Origin of the sequence: Nonomuraea rhizosphaerae (assembly GCF_019396405.1) — a bacterium.
Lineage (GTDB): Bacteria > Actinomycetota > Actinomycetes > Streptosporangiales > Streptosporangiaceae > Nonomuraea > Nonomuraea rhizosphaerae.
Genome location: NZ_JAHKRL010000393.1, coordinates 1 through 14387 on the forward strand (window position 1 = coordinate 1; position 14387 = coordinate 14387).

The window sequence follows — 14387 nt, forward strand, 5'->3', positions numbered from 1 at the left end:
GCGGGCCCCGCCGACGCCTGCGCCGGCTCAGCGACGACCTCGTACGGCGCGCGCTGAGCTGACCGGCGCGGAGCGCGCTGAGCTGACCGGCGCAGGCCGAGCTGACCGGAGCGCCGGGCTGACCGGAGCCCCTCGGAATCCGGGCGCTTTTTCGGCCGTTGTCCGAAAAGGGCGGCGGAGAGGGGTGCTCGTGCATCAACCAGCGCGATGGGGACTCGGCGGAGTGGCGGCCGGCGCCACGGTGATCGTCGGACTCGACGTGATCAGCGTCGTGACCAGCGTCGGCGAGGTCAGCCCGCTGCGGCGCACCATCAGCGAGCACGGCCTCGGCCCCGAGGGCTGGATCTTCGGGCTGGGCGTCGCGCTGCTGGCGGCCGGGTCCCTGGCCATCTGCGTGTCGCTGGCGCGCACCCGGCTGGCCGGGGTCGTCGGCACGCTGACGATGGTGGCCTGGAGCGCGGGGCTGCTGGTCGCCGCCTGGTTCCCGAAGCACAACTGGGCCGTGGGGCCGAGCCTGAGCGGGAGCATCCACCGGTACGGCAGCTTCGTGGCCTTCCTCAGCCTGCCGGTCGCGGCGGTGGTCATCGCGCGCACATGGCGGCGGGCCGAGCGGCGCGGCGCGGCGCTGACGGCGTTCGTGTTCGGGGTGGGGTCGGTGCTGTGGGTGGCCGGCATCGCCACGATGGCGCTGATCGGGGCGCACAACGGGCTGCCGTGGTACCGCGTCATGCCGCTCGGGCTGGTGGAGCGGGGGATGGCGATCACGGAGGTCGCCGCGCTGACGGCGCTGGGCGTCTGGGCCGCCACGCACCGGCCCGGACCGGTCCTGGGCTCCCCGGCGGCGGGGACCCCTGGGAGCGTGGGACAGCCCGCTCGGGCCGAATGATCGCCGGGTCTGTCGGACGAGGGGTGTGACGGCTTATCTTGTGCTGGCGTACGGGCTGGTCGAGCAGCTAACCTGACCCCGCCTCACGTTTGCATCCCCCTTCAGGAGGCCGCCGTGCCGACCCCTCGCGACCGCGAGGCCCGCATCGCCACGTTCGTCGTGTACGCCGTGCAGGGCCTGTCGTTCATCACGCTGCTCGCCCAGGTGGCGAGCCTGCAGACCAAACACGGGCTCGACGAGGGCGCGCTGACGATCCTGCTGCTCATCGTGCCGCTCTTCGCCGGGGTGGGCAGCGTGGCGGCCGGCGCGTTCGCCGCCCGCAAGGGCAGCAAGCTGCTGCTGCGGGTGACCCAGCCGCTCGTGGCCGTCGCCGTGGTGCTCGTGGGGCTGGCGCCGAACGTGCCGGCGCTGGTCGTGGCGAACCTCCTGTTCGGGCTCGGGCTCGGCGCGGTGGACGCGGGCATCAACATGCAGGGCGTGGCGGTAGAGCGCAAGTACGGGCGGGCGGTGCTGAACGGCTTCCACTGCATGTGGAGCGTGTTCAGCACGGCCGGGGCGCTGTGGGCCTCGGCCGGGTCGTCGCTGCCGCTGCCGGTCATCATGGCCGCGCCGATGGTCCTGGCCGTCGCGGGCTCCCTGTACGCCGGACCGCGGCTGTGCACGATCGAGGAGGAGAAGGTCGAGGCCACGGCCGTGGCGGCGACCGGGAAGTTCCCCTGGCGGCCCATCGTCCCGCTCTGCCTGGCGATGGCCTTCCTGTACGTCGGCGACGCCTCGGTCTCCAACTTCAGCACCGTCTACATGAAGAACATCCTGCTGAGCAGCCCCGCCGTGATCCCCCTCGCGTACGCCGCCTACCAGGCCACCACGCTGCTGGTCCGCCTCGGCGGCGACGTCGCCGTCAGGAGGTACGGCCCGGCGGCCATCGTCAGGATCGGCGGGGTGATCGCCACGCTCGGCTTCCTCGGCATCGTCCTCGCGCCGAACCAGCCGCTGGCCATCGTCGCGTTCGGGCTGACCGGGGTGGGGCTGTCGGTGATCGCGCCGCAGTCGTTCTCGGCGGCCGGGCGGCTGGACCCGGCGGGGACCGGGGTGGCCATCGCGCGGGTCAACCTGTTCAACTACGTCGGCTTCATCGTGGGCGCGGCGCTGGTCGGCGGCATCGCGGACGCGGCCGACCTTCAGGTGGCGTTCGCGGCGCCGCTGGTGCTGTCGGCCGTGATCATCGTGCTGGCCAGGGGCTTCGAGCCCGCCGTGAAGGCCCCGGCGTGAGAGCCGGTGGTCATTCCGCCTTGAGCAGCCCGTCCAGGTACGCGATGCTCCGCCGCACGTCGTGGACCGGCTGATCGTCCGGCCCGTCCAGGACGACGTCCTGCTCCATGACGTACCAGCCCTGGTAGCCGTGCCGGTCGAGACCGGTGACGATGCCCGCGACGTCCACGTCGCCCTGCCCGAGCGGCCGGTAGACGCCCTCGCGCACCGCCTGGGTGTACGTCAGCTCGCCGCGGGCCACCCGCCCGGCCAGCTCCGCGTCGACGTCCTTCAGGTGCACGTGGGCGATCCGGCCCGGGTCGGAGGCGGCCAGCGCGGCCGGGTCGGTGCCGCCGATCAGCAGGTGACCGGTGTCCAGGCAGAGCGGGATCGCGCTGCCGGCCAGCACCCGCACGACGTCCTCGCGGGTCTCGACCATGGTGCCCACGTGCGGGTGCAGGCAGACGCTCCGCCCGTACGCGGCGGCGATCCTGTCGAGGTTGGACAGGAGCGTGGCCCACCCCGCCTCGTCCAGCACGGGACGGGTGTCGTAGCCGTCCGCGCCCGTGGCGGCGGCCAGCACGAGCATGCCCTCCGGCTCCTCCGGCAGCCCGGGGAGCGGGTCGTGGCCGGGCTCGTGCAGCACGACGGGGACGAACGCGCCCGCGGTGCGCAGGCCGTACCCGTGGATGAGGGCGGGCGTCAGGAACCCGTCGGGGCCCAGCTCGGTCGCGGTGAGCCCGAGGTCGCGCATCTCGGCCAGCACCCGCTCGGCCGGAAGCTGGAACCCCCAGCCGGGCACCTCGCACACCCCCCACGAAATGGGCGCTCCCGCCAGGTTCATCGGGTGACCTCCGCGCCGGATCGGACGGATCGCCGGCTCATCGCATGACCTCCGCCACCTCGACGGGACGGTGCTCGCGGCGCGACAGCTCGGCCGCCTCCGCCACGTACAGGGCGGCGAGCGCGTCCTCGATCGAGCACAGGCTGACGTCGCTGCGCAGGAAGCAGTCGATCTCGGCCGCGTACGCGTGGGCGAAGCGCGTGACGAAGTCCGGCCACGGCTCGTCCCCGGGCTCCAGGCCCTCGGTGCTGCGCAGCGGGGCGCGCGGGCTCAGGCCGACCGCCTGGGTGCCCCTGCTGCCGGCCAGCTCCATGCGCACGTCGTACCCGCCGCCGTTGTAGCGCGAGCCCTGCACGGTGGCCAGCGTGCCGTCGTCCAGGGTGAGCAGCGCGGCGCTGGTGTCGACGTCGCCCGCCTCGGCGAAGAACGCGGCGCCGCGGTTGGCGCCCGTCGCGAACACCGACACCACCTCGCGGCCGGTCACCCAGCGCAGGATGTCGAAGTCGTGGATGTGGCAGTCGCGGTAGATGCCGCCGGACAGCGGGATGTACTCGGCGGGCGGCGGCGCCGGGTCGGCGGTGACCAGGTGCACCCGGTGCAGCTCGCCCAGCTCGCCGGCGCGCAGGGCCGCCGCCGCGCTGACGTACCCGGGGTCGAACCTGCGCTGGAACCCGATCTGCACCCGATTGCCCTGACTGGCCTCCAGCACCTCGACGGTCTCCTTGACGCCTCCGGCGACCGGCTTCTCGCAGAACGCGGGGATGCCCAGCCGGCACGCCTTCAGCAGGAGTTCGGCGTGCGTGCTGGTGGGGGAGGCGATGACCACCGCGTCGGCCTCGAACGGGTCACCCGGCGCGCCGTGCGGGGACGTGCGTACGGGGTCCGCGACGATCAGCTCGTCCACCAGGGGATGAGCGGCCAGGGTGGCGGCGTGGAACGCGCCGATCCTGCCCAGGCCCAGCAGTCCCACGCGCATGGCGCCTCCAACGGGGTGGGGATTTCTTTCTAAGCGAGGTCTCCTGCCTCAGTCAATACTTTGTCCAGACATTCTGACCTCCACACCTGGCCGTGCCCAGGCGTCGTCCCCGCTCCCCACGGAGCCGCGGGCCGCTCACACGTTGAAGCGGAACTCCACCACGTCGCCGTCGCGCATGACGTAGTCCTTGCCCTCGATGCGGGCCTTGCCGGCCGAGCGGGCGGCGGCGATGGACCCGGCCTCGACCAGGTCGCCGAACGAGACGACCTCGGCCTTGATGAAGCCCCGCTGGAAGTCGGTGTGGATCACCCCGGCGGCCTCGGGCGCGGTGGCGCCCTTGCGGATCGTCCAGGCCCTGGTCTCCTTGGGCCCGGCCGTCAGGTAGGTCTGCAGGCCGAGCGTCTCGAACCCGACCCTGGCCAGCTGCGACAGCCCCGACTCCTCCTGGCCGACCGACTGCAGCAGCTCCAGCGCCTCCGCGTCGTCGAGCTCGACCAGCTCCGACTCGATCTTGGCGTCGAGGAACACCGCCTCGGCGGGCGCGACCAGCGCCGAGAGCTGCTCCCTGAGCGCCGTGTCGACCAGCTCGTCGGCGTCGAGGTTGAACACGTACAGGAACGGCTTGGCCGTCAGCAGGTGCAGCTCGCGCAGCCCGTCGCGGTCGAGGCCGCTCTCGAAGACGGTCCTGCCGGTCTCCAGGACGGCCAGCGCGGCCTCGGCGGCCTCCAGCGCGGCCTTCTTGTCCTTGTTGTTGCGCGCCTCCTTCTGCAGGCGCGGCACGGCCTTCTCGACGGTCTGCAGGTCGGCCATGATCAGCTCGGTGTTGATCGTCTCGATGTCCCGCTTGGGGGAGATCTCGCCGTCCACGTGCGTGACGTCGGGGTCGTTGAAAACCCGGATCACCTGGCAGATCGCGTCGGTGTCGCGGATGTTGGCCAGGAACTGGTTGCCCCGGCCCTGCCCCTCCGAGGCGCCCTTGACCAGGCCCGCGATGTCGACGAACTCGACCTTGGCGGGCAGCACCTTGGCGGAGCTGAAGATCTCGGCGAGCACGGGCAGGCGGTCGTCGGGCACGCCCACGATGCCCACGTTGGGCTCGATGGTGGCGAACGGGTAGTTCGCCGCGAGGGCGTTGCCGGTCTTGGTCAACGCGTTGAAGAGCGTGGACTTGCCGACGTTGGGCAGACCGACGATTCCGATGGAGAGACTCACGTTCGCCGAGTTTACTTGCTCCCGACGCCCGGACAGGTCGTGTGAGCTTCCGGGGCAAGCCGGGCGGCCGCGCGTGTCGGAGGAGATCCGCGCCCAAGATCCTGCAATCATCGTTGGAGTGGACGTCGTCTCGCTTCTCATCGGGCTCGCGGTCGGGCTGGCCGTCGGGTTCATGGTGGCTCGCACGCGGGCGGCGATCCGGGTCGCGGAGTCGGACGCGCGGGCCAGGTCGGCCGCCGACAAGCTGGTCTACGTCGAGGAGCAGCTCGCCGAGCGCTTCCAGGCCCTGTCCACCAGGGCGCTCGACGTCAACAACCTCCGCTTCCTGGAGCTGGCCGAGACGAGGCTCGCGGCCAGCCGCGCCGAGGCCAGCGGCGACCTCGACCAGCGCAGGCAGGCGGTCGAGCACCTGGTCGAGCCGCTGAAGGACGCGCTCGCCCGGGTCGAGGCCCAGCTGCGCGACACCGAGTCGGGCCAGCGCGCCGCCCGCGCCGAGCTGGCCAAGCAGATGGAGTTCGTCCGGCAGAGCAACGTGGAGCTGCGCGCGCAGACCACGGCCCTGGTCCGCGCGCTCCAGCGGCCCGAGGCCCGCGGCAGGTGGGGCGAGCTGCAACTGCGCAGGGTCGCCGAGATCGCCGGGATGCAGCGCTACTGCGACTTCGACGAGCAGGTCGTCGAGGGCGCGATGCGGCCCGACATGGTGGTGCGGCTGGCCGGCGGCAAGAACATCGTGGTCGACTCCAAGGTCTCCCTGGCCGCCTACCTGGAGGCCGCCGAGGCCGGCGACGAGTCGCTGGCCACCGTACGGCTCGACGCCCACGCCAGGCACGTGCGCGACCACATCGACCGGCTGGCCGCCAAGGCGTACTGGCAGGGGTTCAACCCGTCGCCGGAGTTCGTGGTGCTGTTCATCCCCGGCGAGGCGTTCCTGGCGCCCGCGCTGGAGCGCGACCCCGGGCTGCTGGAGTACGCGATGACCCGGCGCGTGCACATCGCCACCCCGACCACGCTCATCACGATGCTGCGCACCGCCCACTACGCCTGGCAGCAGGCCGCGCTGAGCGAGAACGCCAGAGCCGTGTTCGAGCTGGGCAAGGAGCTGTACGAACGGCTGTCGTCCCTGGGAAGGAACGTCGAGTCGCTGGGCAAGTCCCTGACCCGGGCCGTGGAAGCGTACAACAAGACCGTGGGATCGCTGGAGACCCGCGTGCTCGTCAGCGCGCGCAAACTGCACGACCTCGGCGTGGTGGACGGTGAGCTCGACCCGCCCGAGATGCTGGAGGGCCTGCCCAGGCCGCTGGCCTCGCCCGAACTGCTGGAAACCTCATCTCTCATCTCCCACGCGAACGGTAAGTTGGCCAACGGGTCGGAATAAGAGGGCGGGGGCCGAATGAGTGAGAAGGGCAAGCGGTCGGGCGTCAAGCTGACCGCCCGCGGCGCCGTCGCGCTCGCCCTGGTCGCCACACTGGCGGCCTACGTCGTGGCCGCCCTGGTCGACCTGCCGGTCGTGGTCGGGCCGGTGTTCGTGGTGGCGAGCCTGCTGGGCGTGCTGCTGGTCAACCCGCGCGAGCTGCTGTCGCTGGTGGTGACGCCGCCGCTGGTGTTCTTCGTGGCGACGCTGTTCGTGGAGCTCGGCCGGGCGCTCGGCTCGGTGCAGGTCCTGCAGTCGCTCGCGCTCGGCCTGCTGGCCGCGCTGTCGCGCGGGGCGCCCTGGCTGTTCGCGGCCACCGCGCTCGTCCTGGTGGTGGCGCTGCTGCGGGGGCTCCGCGACAACGTGCGTGACCTGCGGGAGGAGCTGCGGGCGGGCGCCGAGGCGCAGCGCCCGCGCCACCAGTCGTTCGTGCCGGAGCCGGAGGGCTACTTCGAGCCCAAGGTGTACGGCACCCCGCGCACGGAGGACTGACCCCCGCCGTCGCGCGGGGGAGCCCCCCGGCGGCGGCTACGACGCGCGCAGGTCCTTGCGCAGCTCGTGGGGGAGGGCGAAGCGGACGCTCTCCTGGATCGGCTCCACCTCGGAGACGTCGTCGAACCCGTGCCCGGCCAGCCGCGCCAGCACCTCCTCGACCAGCTCCTCCGGCACCGAGGCCCCGCTGGTCACGCCGACCGTGTCGACCCCGTCGAGCCACTCGTCGCGGATGAACGACGCGTTGTCCACCAGGTACGAGGCGTCGGCGCCATAGTCCTTGGCCACCTCCACCAGCCGCTTGGAGTTGGAGGAGTTGTCCGACCCGACCACGATGACGAGCTGCGACAGCGCGGCGATCTCCTTGACCGCCACCTGCCGGTTCTGGGTGGCGTAGCAGATGTCGTCGCTCGGCGGGTCGATCAGCGTCGGGAACCGCTCCTTGAGCCTGGCCACCGTCTCGGTCGTCTCGTCGACCGACAGCGTGGTCTGCGACAGCCACACCAGCTTGGACGGGTCCTTCACCTGGATCCGGTCGACGGCGTCGAGGCCGTCCACGAGCTGGATGTGCTCGGGGGCCTCGCCGGAGGTGCCCTCGACCTCCTCGTGGCCCTCGTGCCCGATCAGCAGGATGTCGTAGTCCTGGTTGGCGAACCTCTTGGCCTCGTTGTGTACCTTCGTCACCAGCGGGCAGGTGGCGTCGATCGTCCGCAGGTTGCGCCGCTTGGCCTCGTCGTGGACGGCGGGTGAGACGCCGTGGGCCGAGAAGACCACGATCTCGCCCTCCGGCACCTCCTCCGTCTCCTCGACGAAGACGGCGCCTCTGGCCTCCAGCGTCTTGACCACGTGGGTGTTGTGCACGATCTGCTTACGCACGTAGACGGGCGCACCGTACTGTTCCAGGGCTTTCTCGACCGCCACCACGGCTCGATCGACTCCGGCGCAGTAGCCGCGGGGCCTGGCTACCAGGACTCGGCGGGAAGTGGGGGTCTGGGGCTCCATACTTCTTATGCTACGTGGAGCGGCCAACCGGCCCGCGCGTGCGTGGTCGCCCGCCGTACGCCAGACTGGCCGTCCGAAACTGACCTCCCAGGGAGACGTACATGTCCCTCAGCGACGTGATACGCAACATCACCAAGACCGTGACGAACAAGGACGAGTTGAAGGAGAAGGCCAAGGACCTTCCGCTGCTCGTGATCCAGACCACACTGAGCGCGGCCGGTCAGGCGCTGCTGCTCGTCGACCGGGTCAAGAACTCGATCCGAGGGCTGGGCGGCAAGGAGGACAAGGAGGCCGACTACGACTCCCGTCCCGCCGCGGCCGCCCAGGTCGCCACGCCCGTGCCCGTCGAGGAGACGGACAAGCCAGCGCGCAAGGAGCCGGTCATCTTCGCGCCGCGCACCTCGCCCGCGGACGCCGGCGCGACCAACGGGGCCGCCAAGTCCAAGCCGGACCCGGTCATCTTCAGCCCGGCCAAGCCGAAGCCCGAGGCCAAGACCGCCGACCCGGTGACCGAGGCGAAGAGCGGCGCTCCCGAGTCCACGATCACCGAGCCCAAGCCGGCCGCCGAGCCCGTGGCCGCGCCGGAGCCCGCTCCCGCGCCCGAGCCCAGCGCCGCCGCGGAGCCCGTCGCTCCCGCGAAGCCCGTCGACATCGCGGAGGCCGTGACCGCCCCCGAGCCCGTCGTGGCGCCCGAGCCGGTCGCCGCTCCTGAGCCGGTCGTGGCGCGGGCCACGGACCTGACCGAGCCGCTGGCCGGCTACTCCGGCCTGACCGTCGCCTCGCTGCGCGCCCGCATGCGCGGCAAGTCGGCCGAGCAGATCACCGACCTGCTCGCCTACGAGCAGGCCACGACCGGACGCCCCGAAGTGATCAAGATGTTCGAGAACCGCCTCGCCAAGCTGCGGGCCGAGGGCTGACCGCCGTAGTCTTTCCGCCATGACCTCGAAGACCACGCCCGAGTCGCCGCTGCCGGTCCGTACGGTCCTGCAGATGGTGGGGGGCTGGATCGGCAAGCTCGGCACGGTCTGGATCGAGGGCCAGATCACCGATCTGAGCGCCCGTGGCGGCACGGTGTTCCTGACGCTGCGCGACCCGGTGGCCAACGTGTCCGCCCGGGTCACCGCCCCGCGCGGCGTCTACGAGGCGGCCGTCCCGCGCCCGGCCGACGGCGCGCGGGTCGTGGTGCACGTCAAGCCCGACTTCTGGGTCAACAAGGGCTCGTTCGCCTTCACCGCGCTGGAGATCAGGCCGATCGGCGTGGGTGAGCTGCTGGCCCGGCTGGAGAAGCTGCGCCAGTTGCTGGCCGCCGAGGGCCTGTTCAACACCGACAGGAAGCGGCGGCTGCCGTTCCTGCCGGCCACCGTCGGGCTGATCTGCGGGCGCGACTCGGCCGCCGAGCGCGACGTGCTGGAGAACTCCAGGCGCCGCTGGCCCGCCGTGCGCTTCAAGGTCGAGCAGGTGGCGGTCCAGGGGCCGTACGCGGTGGGCGAGGTCACCGAGGCGTTGCGCAAGCTCGACGCGGACGCCGAGATCGAGGTGGTCGTCATCGCCCGTGGCGGCGGCTCGCTGGAGGACCTGCTGCCCTTCTCCGACGAGACGCTCGTACGCGCGGTGGCCGCCTGCCGCACGCCCGTCGTGAGCGCGATCGGCCACGAGCAGGACAGCCCGCTGCTCGACCTGGTGGCCGACGTGCGGGCCTCGACGCCCACCGACGCCGCCAAGAAGGTGGTGCCGGACGTGGGCGAGCAGCTCACGCTGGTGCGCCAGCTCCGCGACCGCGGGCGCAGGGTGCTCGGCGGCTGGCTCGACCGGGAGATGTCCTGGCTGACGTCCGTACGGTCACGGCCCTCGCTCGCCGACCCCGTGCGCGAGCTCGAACGCCGGGCCGAGCAGGTCGACGCGCTGCGCGAGCGGGCCAGGCGCTCGCTGGGCGGCTCGCTCGACCGGGCCGGCGACTCGCTGTCGCACCTGCGGGCCCGCCTCGTGGCCCTCTCGCCCGCCGCCACGCTCGAACGCGGGTACGCCATCGTCCAGGACCCGTCGGGCGAGGTCGTGCGCCTGGCCAAGGATGTGCCGCCGGGCTCGACGCTGACGATCAGGCTGAGCGACGACCGGCTGACGGTCCGCACGGAAGGCGACTGAGGGGCGACCGGGGCCGGTCGTCGAGCCAGGAGGCCGCTGGTCACCGAGCCAGGAGGCCGCGGACCAGCACGTCGAACCCGGCCTTGATCTCCGCCACCGTCATGCCGCGCTCCTCCCGCTGGAAGCGGATCAGGTGCGCGTTGACCGGCGCGAGCAGCGCGTCGGCCAGGAAGCGCGCGTGCTCCGGGCAGACCTGCGCCAGCAGCGCCGCCACGTGCGTGTGGTGGACCCCGTACGGCCCGCCGAACCTGCCCTTGGGCGAGCCGAGCTCCAGCAGCCGGAACAGGTCGTGCTGCTCGACCACCCGGTCCACCAGCGCGTGCAGGAACGCCGTGACGCGCTCGATCGGCGGCGCGCCCGGCCCGATCGGTGGCGGGCCGCTCAGGAACGCCTCCTGGAAGCGCCGCTCCTGCTCGTCGATCAGCGCGTACGCCAGCCCCGCCCGGTCCCCGAAGCGCCGGTAGACGGTGCCGACCCCCACGCACGCGGCCCGCGCGACCTCGTCGAGCGAGAGCCGCTCGGCGCCGCACTCGGCGAGCATCCTGGCCGCGACCGCGATGATCTTCTGCCTGTTGCGCGCGGCGTCGGCCCGTTCGGGCTGGGGCTGGCCGATGATCGGCAGCTCTCGTCGCGTGCGCACCCTTTGAGCATATGCGCCCGTTGTAAACGGAAATTTCTCCGGTTAGGCTCTGGTTCCAGAGAAACGGAAACTTCTCCGATTCAAGGGAGCTTGTCATGGCGGTAGAGATCAACGCGGACGAGGTCGACCCGAACACCTTCGACCCGCGCGAGTTCAACCAGCAGGTCATCGCCGAGTTCCGCGCCAACGAGGGCAAGGTCGGCGGCTTCTTCGAGGGCTCGGACCTGGTGCTGCTCACGACCACGGGCGCCAGGAGCGGCGAGCCCAGGACGAGCCCGGTCATGTACTTCGAGGACGGCGGCAAGCTCTATGTCATCGCCTCGATGGGCGGCGCCGACCAGAACCCGGCCTGGTACCACAACCTGCGCGCCAACCCCGACGTGACCGCCGAGATCGGGACGGAGTCGTTCAAGGCTAAGGCCGAGGTGGTGGAGGGGACTGAGCGCGACGACCTCTACGCCAAGGTGTCGGCGGCCAAGCCCCAGTTCGCCGAGTACCAGAGCAAGACCACCCGGGTCATCCCGGTGGTGGAGCTGCGCCGCGCGTCCTGAGACCCTTTCCGAGGGGTGGCGGCGTCAGAAGGGGGCGTCGTCCGGCTGGGCGGAGGGGTCGGCGCGGCGGGCCATCGCGGCGGCCAGCTTCACCCGGGCGCCCTGCAGCCACTCCTCGCAGACGGCGGCCAGCTTCTCGCCGCGCTCCCACAACTCGATCGACTGCTCCAGGGTGAGCCCGCCGGTCTCCAGGCGGCGCACCACCTCGGTCAGCTCCTCGCGGGCCTGCTCGTATGAGGGTGCCTTCTCGTCTGCCACGCGCACCACCCTAGAGTCAGGCGCCGACATCCGCGTCCCGGCCCGCCGGGGAGCACCGGCCCGGCATCTGATAGCGGGATAACTGAGACGTCAACCACTTTGGGCTCCCGAGCGTCGAATTGTCACGGCGTTTACGCTGACTCGGGAGGGCCCTCATGATCCGTCGCATCATCCGGAAACGACGTCCAGCACCTTCGCTCGCCGGCATCAGCCTCGAAGAGGAACTCGCCCTGCTGCGGGTGGAGCTCATGTACGGCCTGCGCGTCAACCGCGAGGCATACCTGCGCAGGAAGGTCGACGAGCGCGAAGAGCTCGCCACGAGGCTGCGCGGCGGCGACGCCACCACCATGCTCAAGGACCTGCGCGGCTCCTTGGAGCGGTCGGTGTCGCCCACGGTGGTCGATCTGCGCAGCCGCCGGCGGCGTGATCAGAAAGAGGATCCCGAGCCCGCCTGAGGGCTCCGACGCACCCGGCCGCACGCCCCCGAGGGCGCTGCGGCCGTTCGCGTGTTATACCAAATCCGCAGGTCAAGAGAGTCCATGTCTGCCCAGGACAGGAAACTAGGGCTGCCGGGTTATGCGATTACCGGCTCCTGGCCTGGTCAAATGCCGTTCGGTCAGGGAAGTGACAGAAGTTGGCACACCTGCGCGTCACGTGCGCCTGGTTTGCCCATGGACGGCGTTGCCTGCAGCATGGGCGTGGCTTTCCTGGAACAATGGCGGAGACAGGTAAGGTGACTGCTTCACCACGGGTGATGGGGATCGGCAACGGACGACACCGCGCCAGCCGGGGGGACAGGCGCGAGCGGAGGCGTGATGGCTCGTAGGTCAACCGTCCAGCACGATCCTCGGATCGCTGGCGACCCCGAGCTTTCGGCACCCCCGGACCCAGGCGGCCTCGGCATGGCGCCCGTGCGCCGGCCGCGCCGGGGCGGATGGTCGGGCGGTGGCGGACGATGGCTGGTGTGGACCGGTCGAATCATTCTCTGGGCGCTTATCGCGGTTATCGTGGTTAATGGGGTTCGTGCCCCATTCGAGAGGTTTACCCAGGGTGATACCACGACCCCCAACGCCGCGCCCGTGGTCAATCACGGATTTCCCGGTGACCGCGGCATGGCGTTCGCCGCCCAGTTCGCGGGCGTCTACCTGAATTTCAATCCGGAGGACGTGCAGAGCAGGGCGGGCAAGCTGGCCGCGTTCCGGGCGGACGGAATGGATGAGCAAATGGGCTGGGACGGCAACGGCAAGCTGTCCGCCGTCGCGATCCAGCCGTACGACATCCAGGCGAGCGACGCCAGCAACGCGGTCGTCAGCGTGGCCTTCCAGACCGGTCCCCGCAGGTTGATGCTGTCGGTGCCGATCTACTACTCGGCCGACGACGGCGGCAAGTTCGTCGTCTCGGGCAAGCCCGCGATCCTGCCCGCGCCGCCGAGGGCCGACCTGCCCCAGCTCGCCAAGCCGGAGAACGACGACGCGGCGGCCGCGGAGCTGAAGTCGCAGCTGGAGGGATTCTTCACGAGCTACGGTTCGGGTGACACCGCGGGGCTGCAGCGCTACGTCGCCCCCGGCAAGAGCATCACCAGCTTCGGCGGCGCGTTCACCTACGCCGGGATCATCAACATCGTGGTGCCTGTGGGGGGTGCCACCCGAGACATCCAGGTGGAAGTGGCGTGGACCGTGCCCAGCGGCACGGCCTCCCCCGACCCGACCGTCACCGACCCCAACGCGGCCGGTGCCCGCCTGGAGCAGGCATATCGCCTCACCGTCGAGAAGCAGGGCGACAAATGGTATGTGGACGACATCCGCGGCGCCGGACGGCACGTTGGATAGACGCTCGACCGCGCTGCTGATCGGCACCCCCCGGGAGGACATAAAGTGATCTTGAAGACCATATTGCTCAACCTGCTCGAAATGACCCCCACGCCCGCACCGACAGGCGTCGACACCGAAGGACTCGCCAACTTCCTGCGCGCGTTCTTCGCCCCGCTCTTCCTCGTGGTCGTGTCGGTGGTCGCGCTCTTCTTCCTCTTCACGCGTGAGATCACCAGATTCGTACAGTTCCTCATCCTGGCCGTCGCCATCGGGGTGATCTTCTACGTGCCCAACATCATCGAGGTGACGGCGAAGGCGATCGCGGGCGCACTGGGCATCAAGTAAAGGATTGAGACCGCTCAGGGGCGGTCATTGTACGAGCGGGTGGAGAGGAGGACCGCGTGGACCTGCCCACGTATACCAACATCTGGCGAATCGAGAAGCGGCTCTACAAGCTGTACGACCTACGGCTGCCGATGCCGCTGCCGATCGTGTGGATCGGCGTGTTCGTCGGCGTGCTGGCTCCGTGGTCCCTGCTGCTCTGGCTCGTGGGCCTGCCCTTCGCCGCGCCGTGGCACGTCGTCTACCTGGTGCCGCCGGGCATCGTCACGTGGCTGTCCACCCGGCCGGTGATCGAGAACAAGCGCCTGACCGAGCTCCTGCAGTCGCAGCTGCGCTACCTGGGTGAGCCGCGCGCCTGGTGCCGGATGGCGCCCATGTCCGAGCCCGAGACGATCACCTTCTCCGGGCGTGTCTGGCGTGTCACGCCGGCGAAGGTCCGGGTCAAGGCGGCCCGCAAGGCCCGCCAGACGCAGCGCAAGCGCCTCGCCGAGCCGGTCACCGCCCGCGCGGGCGGGCGGTCCATCGACCGGGTCGTCGACCGGTCCGCTGGGGTGGCGGCGCGGCCGTCC

The 14387-nt window shown here is 71.0% G+C and carries 17 protein-coding genes; 11 read left to right on the top strand and 6 right to left on the bottom strand.

Annotated elements, in window-relative coordinates; all coding sequences use genetic code 11:
- The first annotated feature begins 190 nt into the window (after positions 1 to 190).
- Together KME77_RS20185 and KME77_RS30370 are read left to right on the top strand one after the other, a co-directional pair.
- Positions 191 to 886 carry a DUF998 domain-containing protein gene (locus tag KME77_RS20185; RefSeq protein WP_219470075.1) on the top strand — a complete coding sequence of 232 codons (696 nt, stop codon included), beginning with the start codon at positions 191 to 193 and terminating at the stop codon, positions 884 to 886.
- 114 nt (positions 887 to 1000) lie between these two features.
- Positions 1001 to 2158, top strand: coding sequence for an MFS transporter (locus KME77_RS30370; RefSeq protein ID WP_219470077.1), 1158 nt, complete (start codon positions 1001 to 1003; stop codon positions 2156 to 2158).
- A gap of 10 nt (positions 2159 to 2168) precedes the next feature.
- On the opposite strand, the gene KME77_RS20195 is transcribed toward KME77_RS30370, so the two are convergent.
- From KME77_RS20195 to ychF, 3 genes are all read right to left on the bottom strand, one after another.
- Positions 2169 to 2981, bottom strand: coding sequence for a TIM barrel protein (locus KME77_RS20195; protein ID WP_219470078.1), 813 nt, complete (start codon positions 2979 to 2981; stop codon positions 2169 to 2171).
- 37 nt (positions 2982 to 3018) lie between these two features.
- A complete protein-coding gene (locus KME77_RS20200) occupies positions 3019 to 3957 on the bottom strand; it encodes a Gfo/Idh/MocA family protein (RefSeq protein WP_219470080.1) in 939 nt (312 codons plus the stop codon).
- Positions 3958 to 4092: 135 nt separating this feature from the next.
- A complete protein-coding gene (gene ychF, locus KME77_RS20205; protein ID WP_219470081.1) occupies positions 4093 to 5169 on the bottom strand; it encodes a redox-regulated ATPase YchF in 1077 nt (358 codons plus the stop codon).
- 172 nt (positions 5170 to 5341) lie between these two features.
- Between ychF and KME77_RS20210 the strand changes: the two genes are divergently transcribed.
- Entirely contained in the window at positions 5342 to 6544 is a 1203-nt protein-coding gene (locus KME77_RS20210) for a DNA recombination protein RmuC (RefSeq protein WP_246610300.1), read from the top strand.
- Positions 6545 to 6559: 15 nt separating this feature from the next.
- Entirely contained in the window at positions 6560 to 7072 is a 513-nt protein-coding gene (locus tag KME77_RS20215; protein ID WP_219470084.1) for a DUF6542 domain-containing protein, read from the top strand.
- A gap of 36 nt (positions 7073 to 7108) precedes the next feature.
- Here KME77_RS20215 and KME77_RS20220 read toward each other — a convergent pair whose 3' ends face one another.
- Complete coding sequence (locus KME77_RS20220; protein ID WP_219470086.1) at positions 7109 to 8074, bottom strand: 4-hydroxy-3-methylbut-2-enyl diphosphate reductase; 966 nt, start codon at positions 8072 to 8074, stop codon at positions 7109 to 7111.
- Positions 8075 to 8175: 101 nt separating this feature from the next.
- Between KME77_RS20220 and KME77_RS20225 the strand changes: the two genes are divergently transcribed.
- Together KME77_RS20225 and xseA are read left to right on the top strand one after the other, a co-directional pair.
- A complete protein-coding gene (locus tag KME77_RS20225; protein WP_219470088.1) occupies positions 8176 to 8991 on the top strand; it encodes a DUF8129 domain-containing protein in 816 nt (271 codons plus the stop codon).
- 19 nt (positions 8992 to 9010) lie between these two features.
- Positions 9011 to 10216 carry an exodeoxyribonuclease VII large subunit gene (xseA, locus tag KME77_RS20230; protein WP_219470090.1) on the top strand — a complete coding sequence of 402 codons (1206 nt, stop codon included), beginning with the start codon at positions 9011 to 9013 and terminating at the stop codon, positions 10214 to 10216.
- A gap of 40 nt (positions 10217 to 10256) precedes the next feature.
- Here xseA and KME77_RS20235 read toward each other — a convergent pair whose 3' ends face one another.
- Complete coding sequence (locus KME77_RS20235; protein WP_219470091.1) at positions 10257 to 10856, bottom strand: TetR/AcrR family transcriptional regulator; 600 nt, start codon at positions 10854 to 10856, stop codon at positions 10257 to 10259.
- A 95-nt stretch (positions 10857 to 10951) separates the two neighbouring features.
- Here KME77_RS20235 and KME77_RS20240 point away from each other — a divergent pair, with 95 nt between their 5' ends.
- A complete protein-coding gene (locus KME77_RS20240; RefSeq protein WP_219470093.1) occupies positions 10952 to 11407 on the top strand; it encodes a nitroreductase family deazaflavin-dependent oxidoreductase in 456 nt (151 codons plus the stop codon).
- Between the two features lie 24 nt (positions 11408 to 11431).
- On the opposite strand, the gene KME77_RS20245 is transcribed toward KME77_RS20240, so the two are convergent.
- Positions 11432 to 11665, bottom strand: coding sequence for an exodeoxyribonuclease VII small subunit (locus tag KME77_RS20245; protein ID WP_219470095.1), 234 nt, complete (start codon positions 11663 to 11665; stop codon positions 11432 to 11434).
- A gap of 155 nt (positions 11666 to 11820) precedes the next feature.
- Here KME77_RS20245 and KME77_RS20250 point away from each other — a divergent pair, with 155 nt between their 5' ends.
- The 4 genes from KME77_RS20250 to KME77_RS20265 form a co-directional block, all read left to right on the top strand.
- Positions 11821 to 12120 carry a hypothetical protein gene (locus KME77_RS20250; RefSeq protein WP_219470097.1) on the top strand — a complete coding sequence of 100 codons (300 nt, stop codon included), beginning with the start codon at positions 11821 to 11823 and terminating at the stop codon, positions 12118 to 12120.
- A gap of 657 nt (positions 12121 to 12777) precedes the next feature.
- Positions 12778 to 13494 (top strand): conjugal transfer protein, encoded by a 717-nt coding sequence (locus KME77_RS20255; RefSeq protein WP_246610293.1) that lies wholly within the window; start codon positions 12778 to 12780, stop codon positions 13492 to 13494.
- Between the two features lie 81 nt (positions 13495 to 13575).
- On the top strand, positions 13576 to 13821 hold the full coding sequence (locus KME77_RS20260; protein ID WP_246610304.1) for a hypothetical protein: 246 nt from the start codon (positions 13576 to 13578) through the stop codon (positions 13819 to 13821).
- Positions 13822 to 13877: 56 nt separating this feature from the next.
- Positions 13878 to 14387 (top strand): conjugal transfer protein (locus KME77_RS20265; protein WP_219470103.1); only part of this gene is annotated, 510 nt, incomplete at its 3' end.

Bases quoted from the DNA above. Each gene is read 5' to 3' on its own strand.
- KME77_RS20255 (WP_246610293.1), top strand. From the start codon at position 12,778: ATGGCGTTCGCCGCCCAGTTCGCGGGCGTCTACCTGAATTTCAATCCG.
- KME77_RS20215 (WP_219470084.1), top strand. From the start codon at position 6,560: ATGAGTGAGAAGGGCAAGCGGTCGGGCGTCAAGCTGACCGCCCGCGGC.
- KME77_RS20200 (WP_219470080.1), bottom strand. From the start codon at position 3,957: ATGCGCGTGGGACTGCTGGGCCTGGGCAGGATCGGCGCGTTCCACGCC.
- KME77_RS20225 (WP_219470088.1), top strand. From the start codon at position 8,176: ATGTCCCTCAGCGACGTGATACGCAACATCACCAAGACCGTGACGAAC.
- KME77_RS20250 (WP_219470097.1), top strand. From the start codon at position 11,821: ATGATCCGTCGCATCATCCGGAAACGACGTCCAGCACCTTCGCTCGCC.
- xseA (WP_219470090.1), top strand. From the start codon at position 9,011: ATGACCTCGAAGACCACGCCCGAGTCGCCGCTGCCGGTCCGTACGGTC.
- KME77_RS20220 (WP_219470086.1), bottom strand. From the start codon at position 8,074: ATGGAGCCCCAGACCCCCACTTCCCGCCGAGTCCTGGTAGCCAGGCCC.
- KME77_RS20260 (WP_246610304.1), top strand. From the start codon at position 13,576: ATGACCCCCACGCCCGCACCGACAGGCGTCGACACCGAAGGACTCGCC.
- KME77_RS20240 (WP_219470093.1), top strand. From the start codon at position 10,952: ATGGCGGTAGAGATCAACGCGGACGAGGTCGACCCGAACACCTTCGAC.
- KME77_RS20210 (WP_246610300.1), top strand. From the start codon at position 5,342: ATGGTGGCTCGCACGCGGGCGGCGATCCGGGTCGCGGAGTCGGACGCG.
- KME77_RS20195 (WP_219470078.1), bottom strand. From the start codon at position 2,981: ATGAACCTGGCGGGAGCGCCCATTTCGTGGGGGGTGTGCGAGGTGCCC.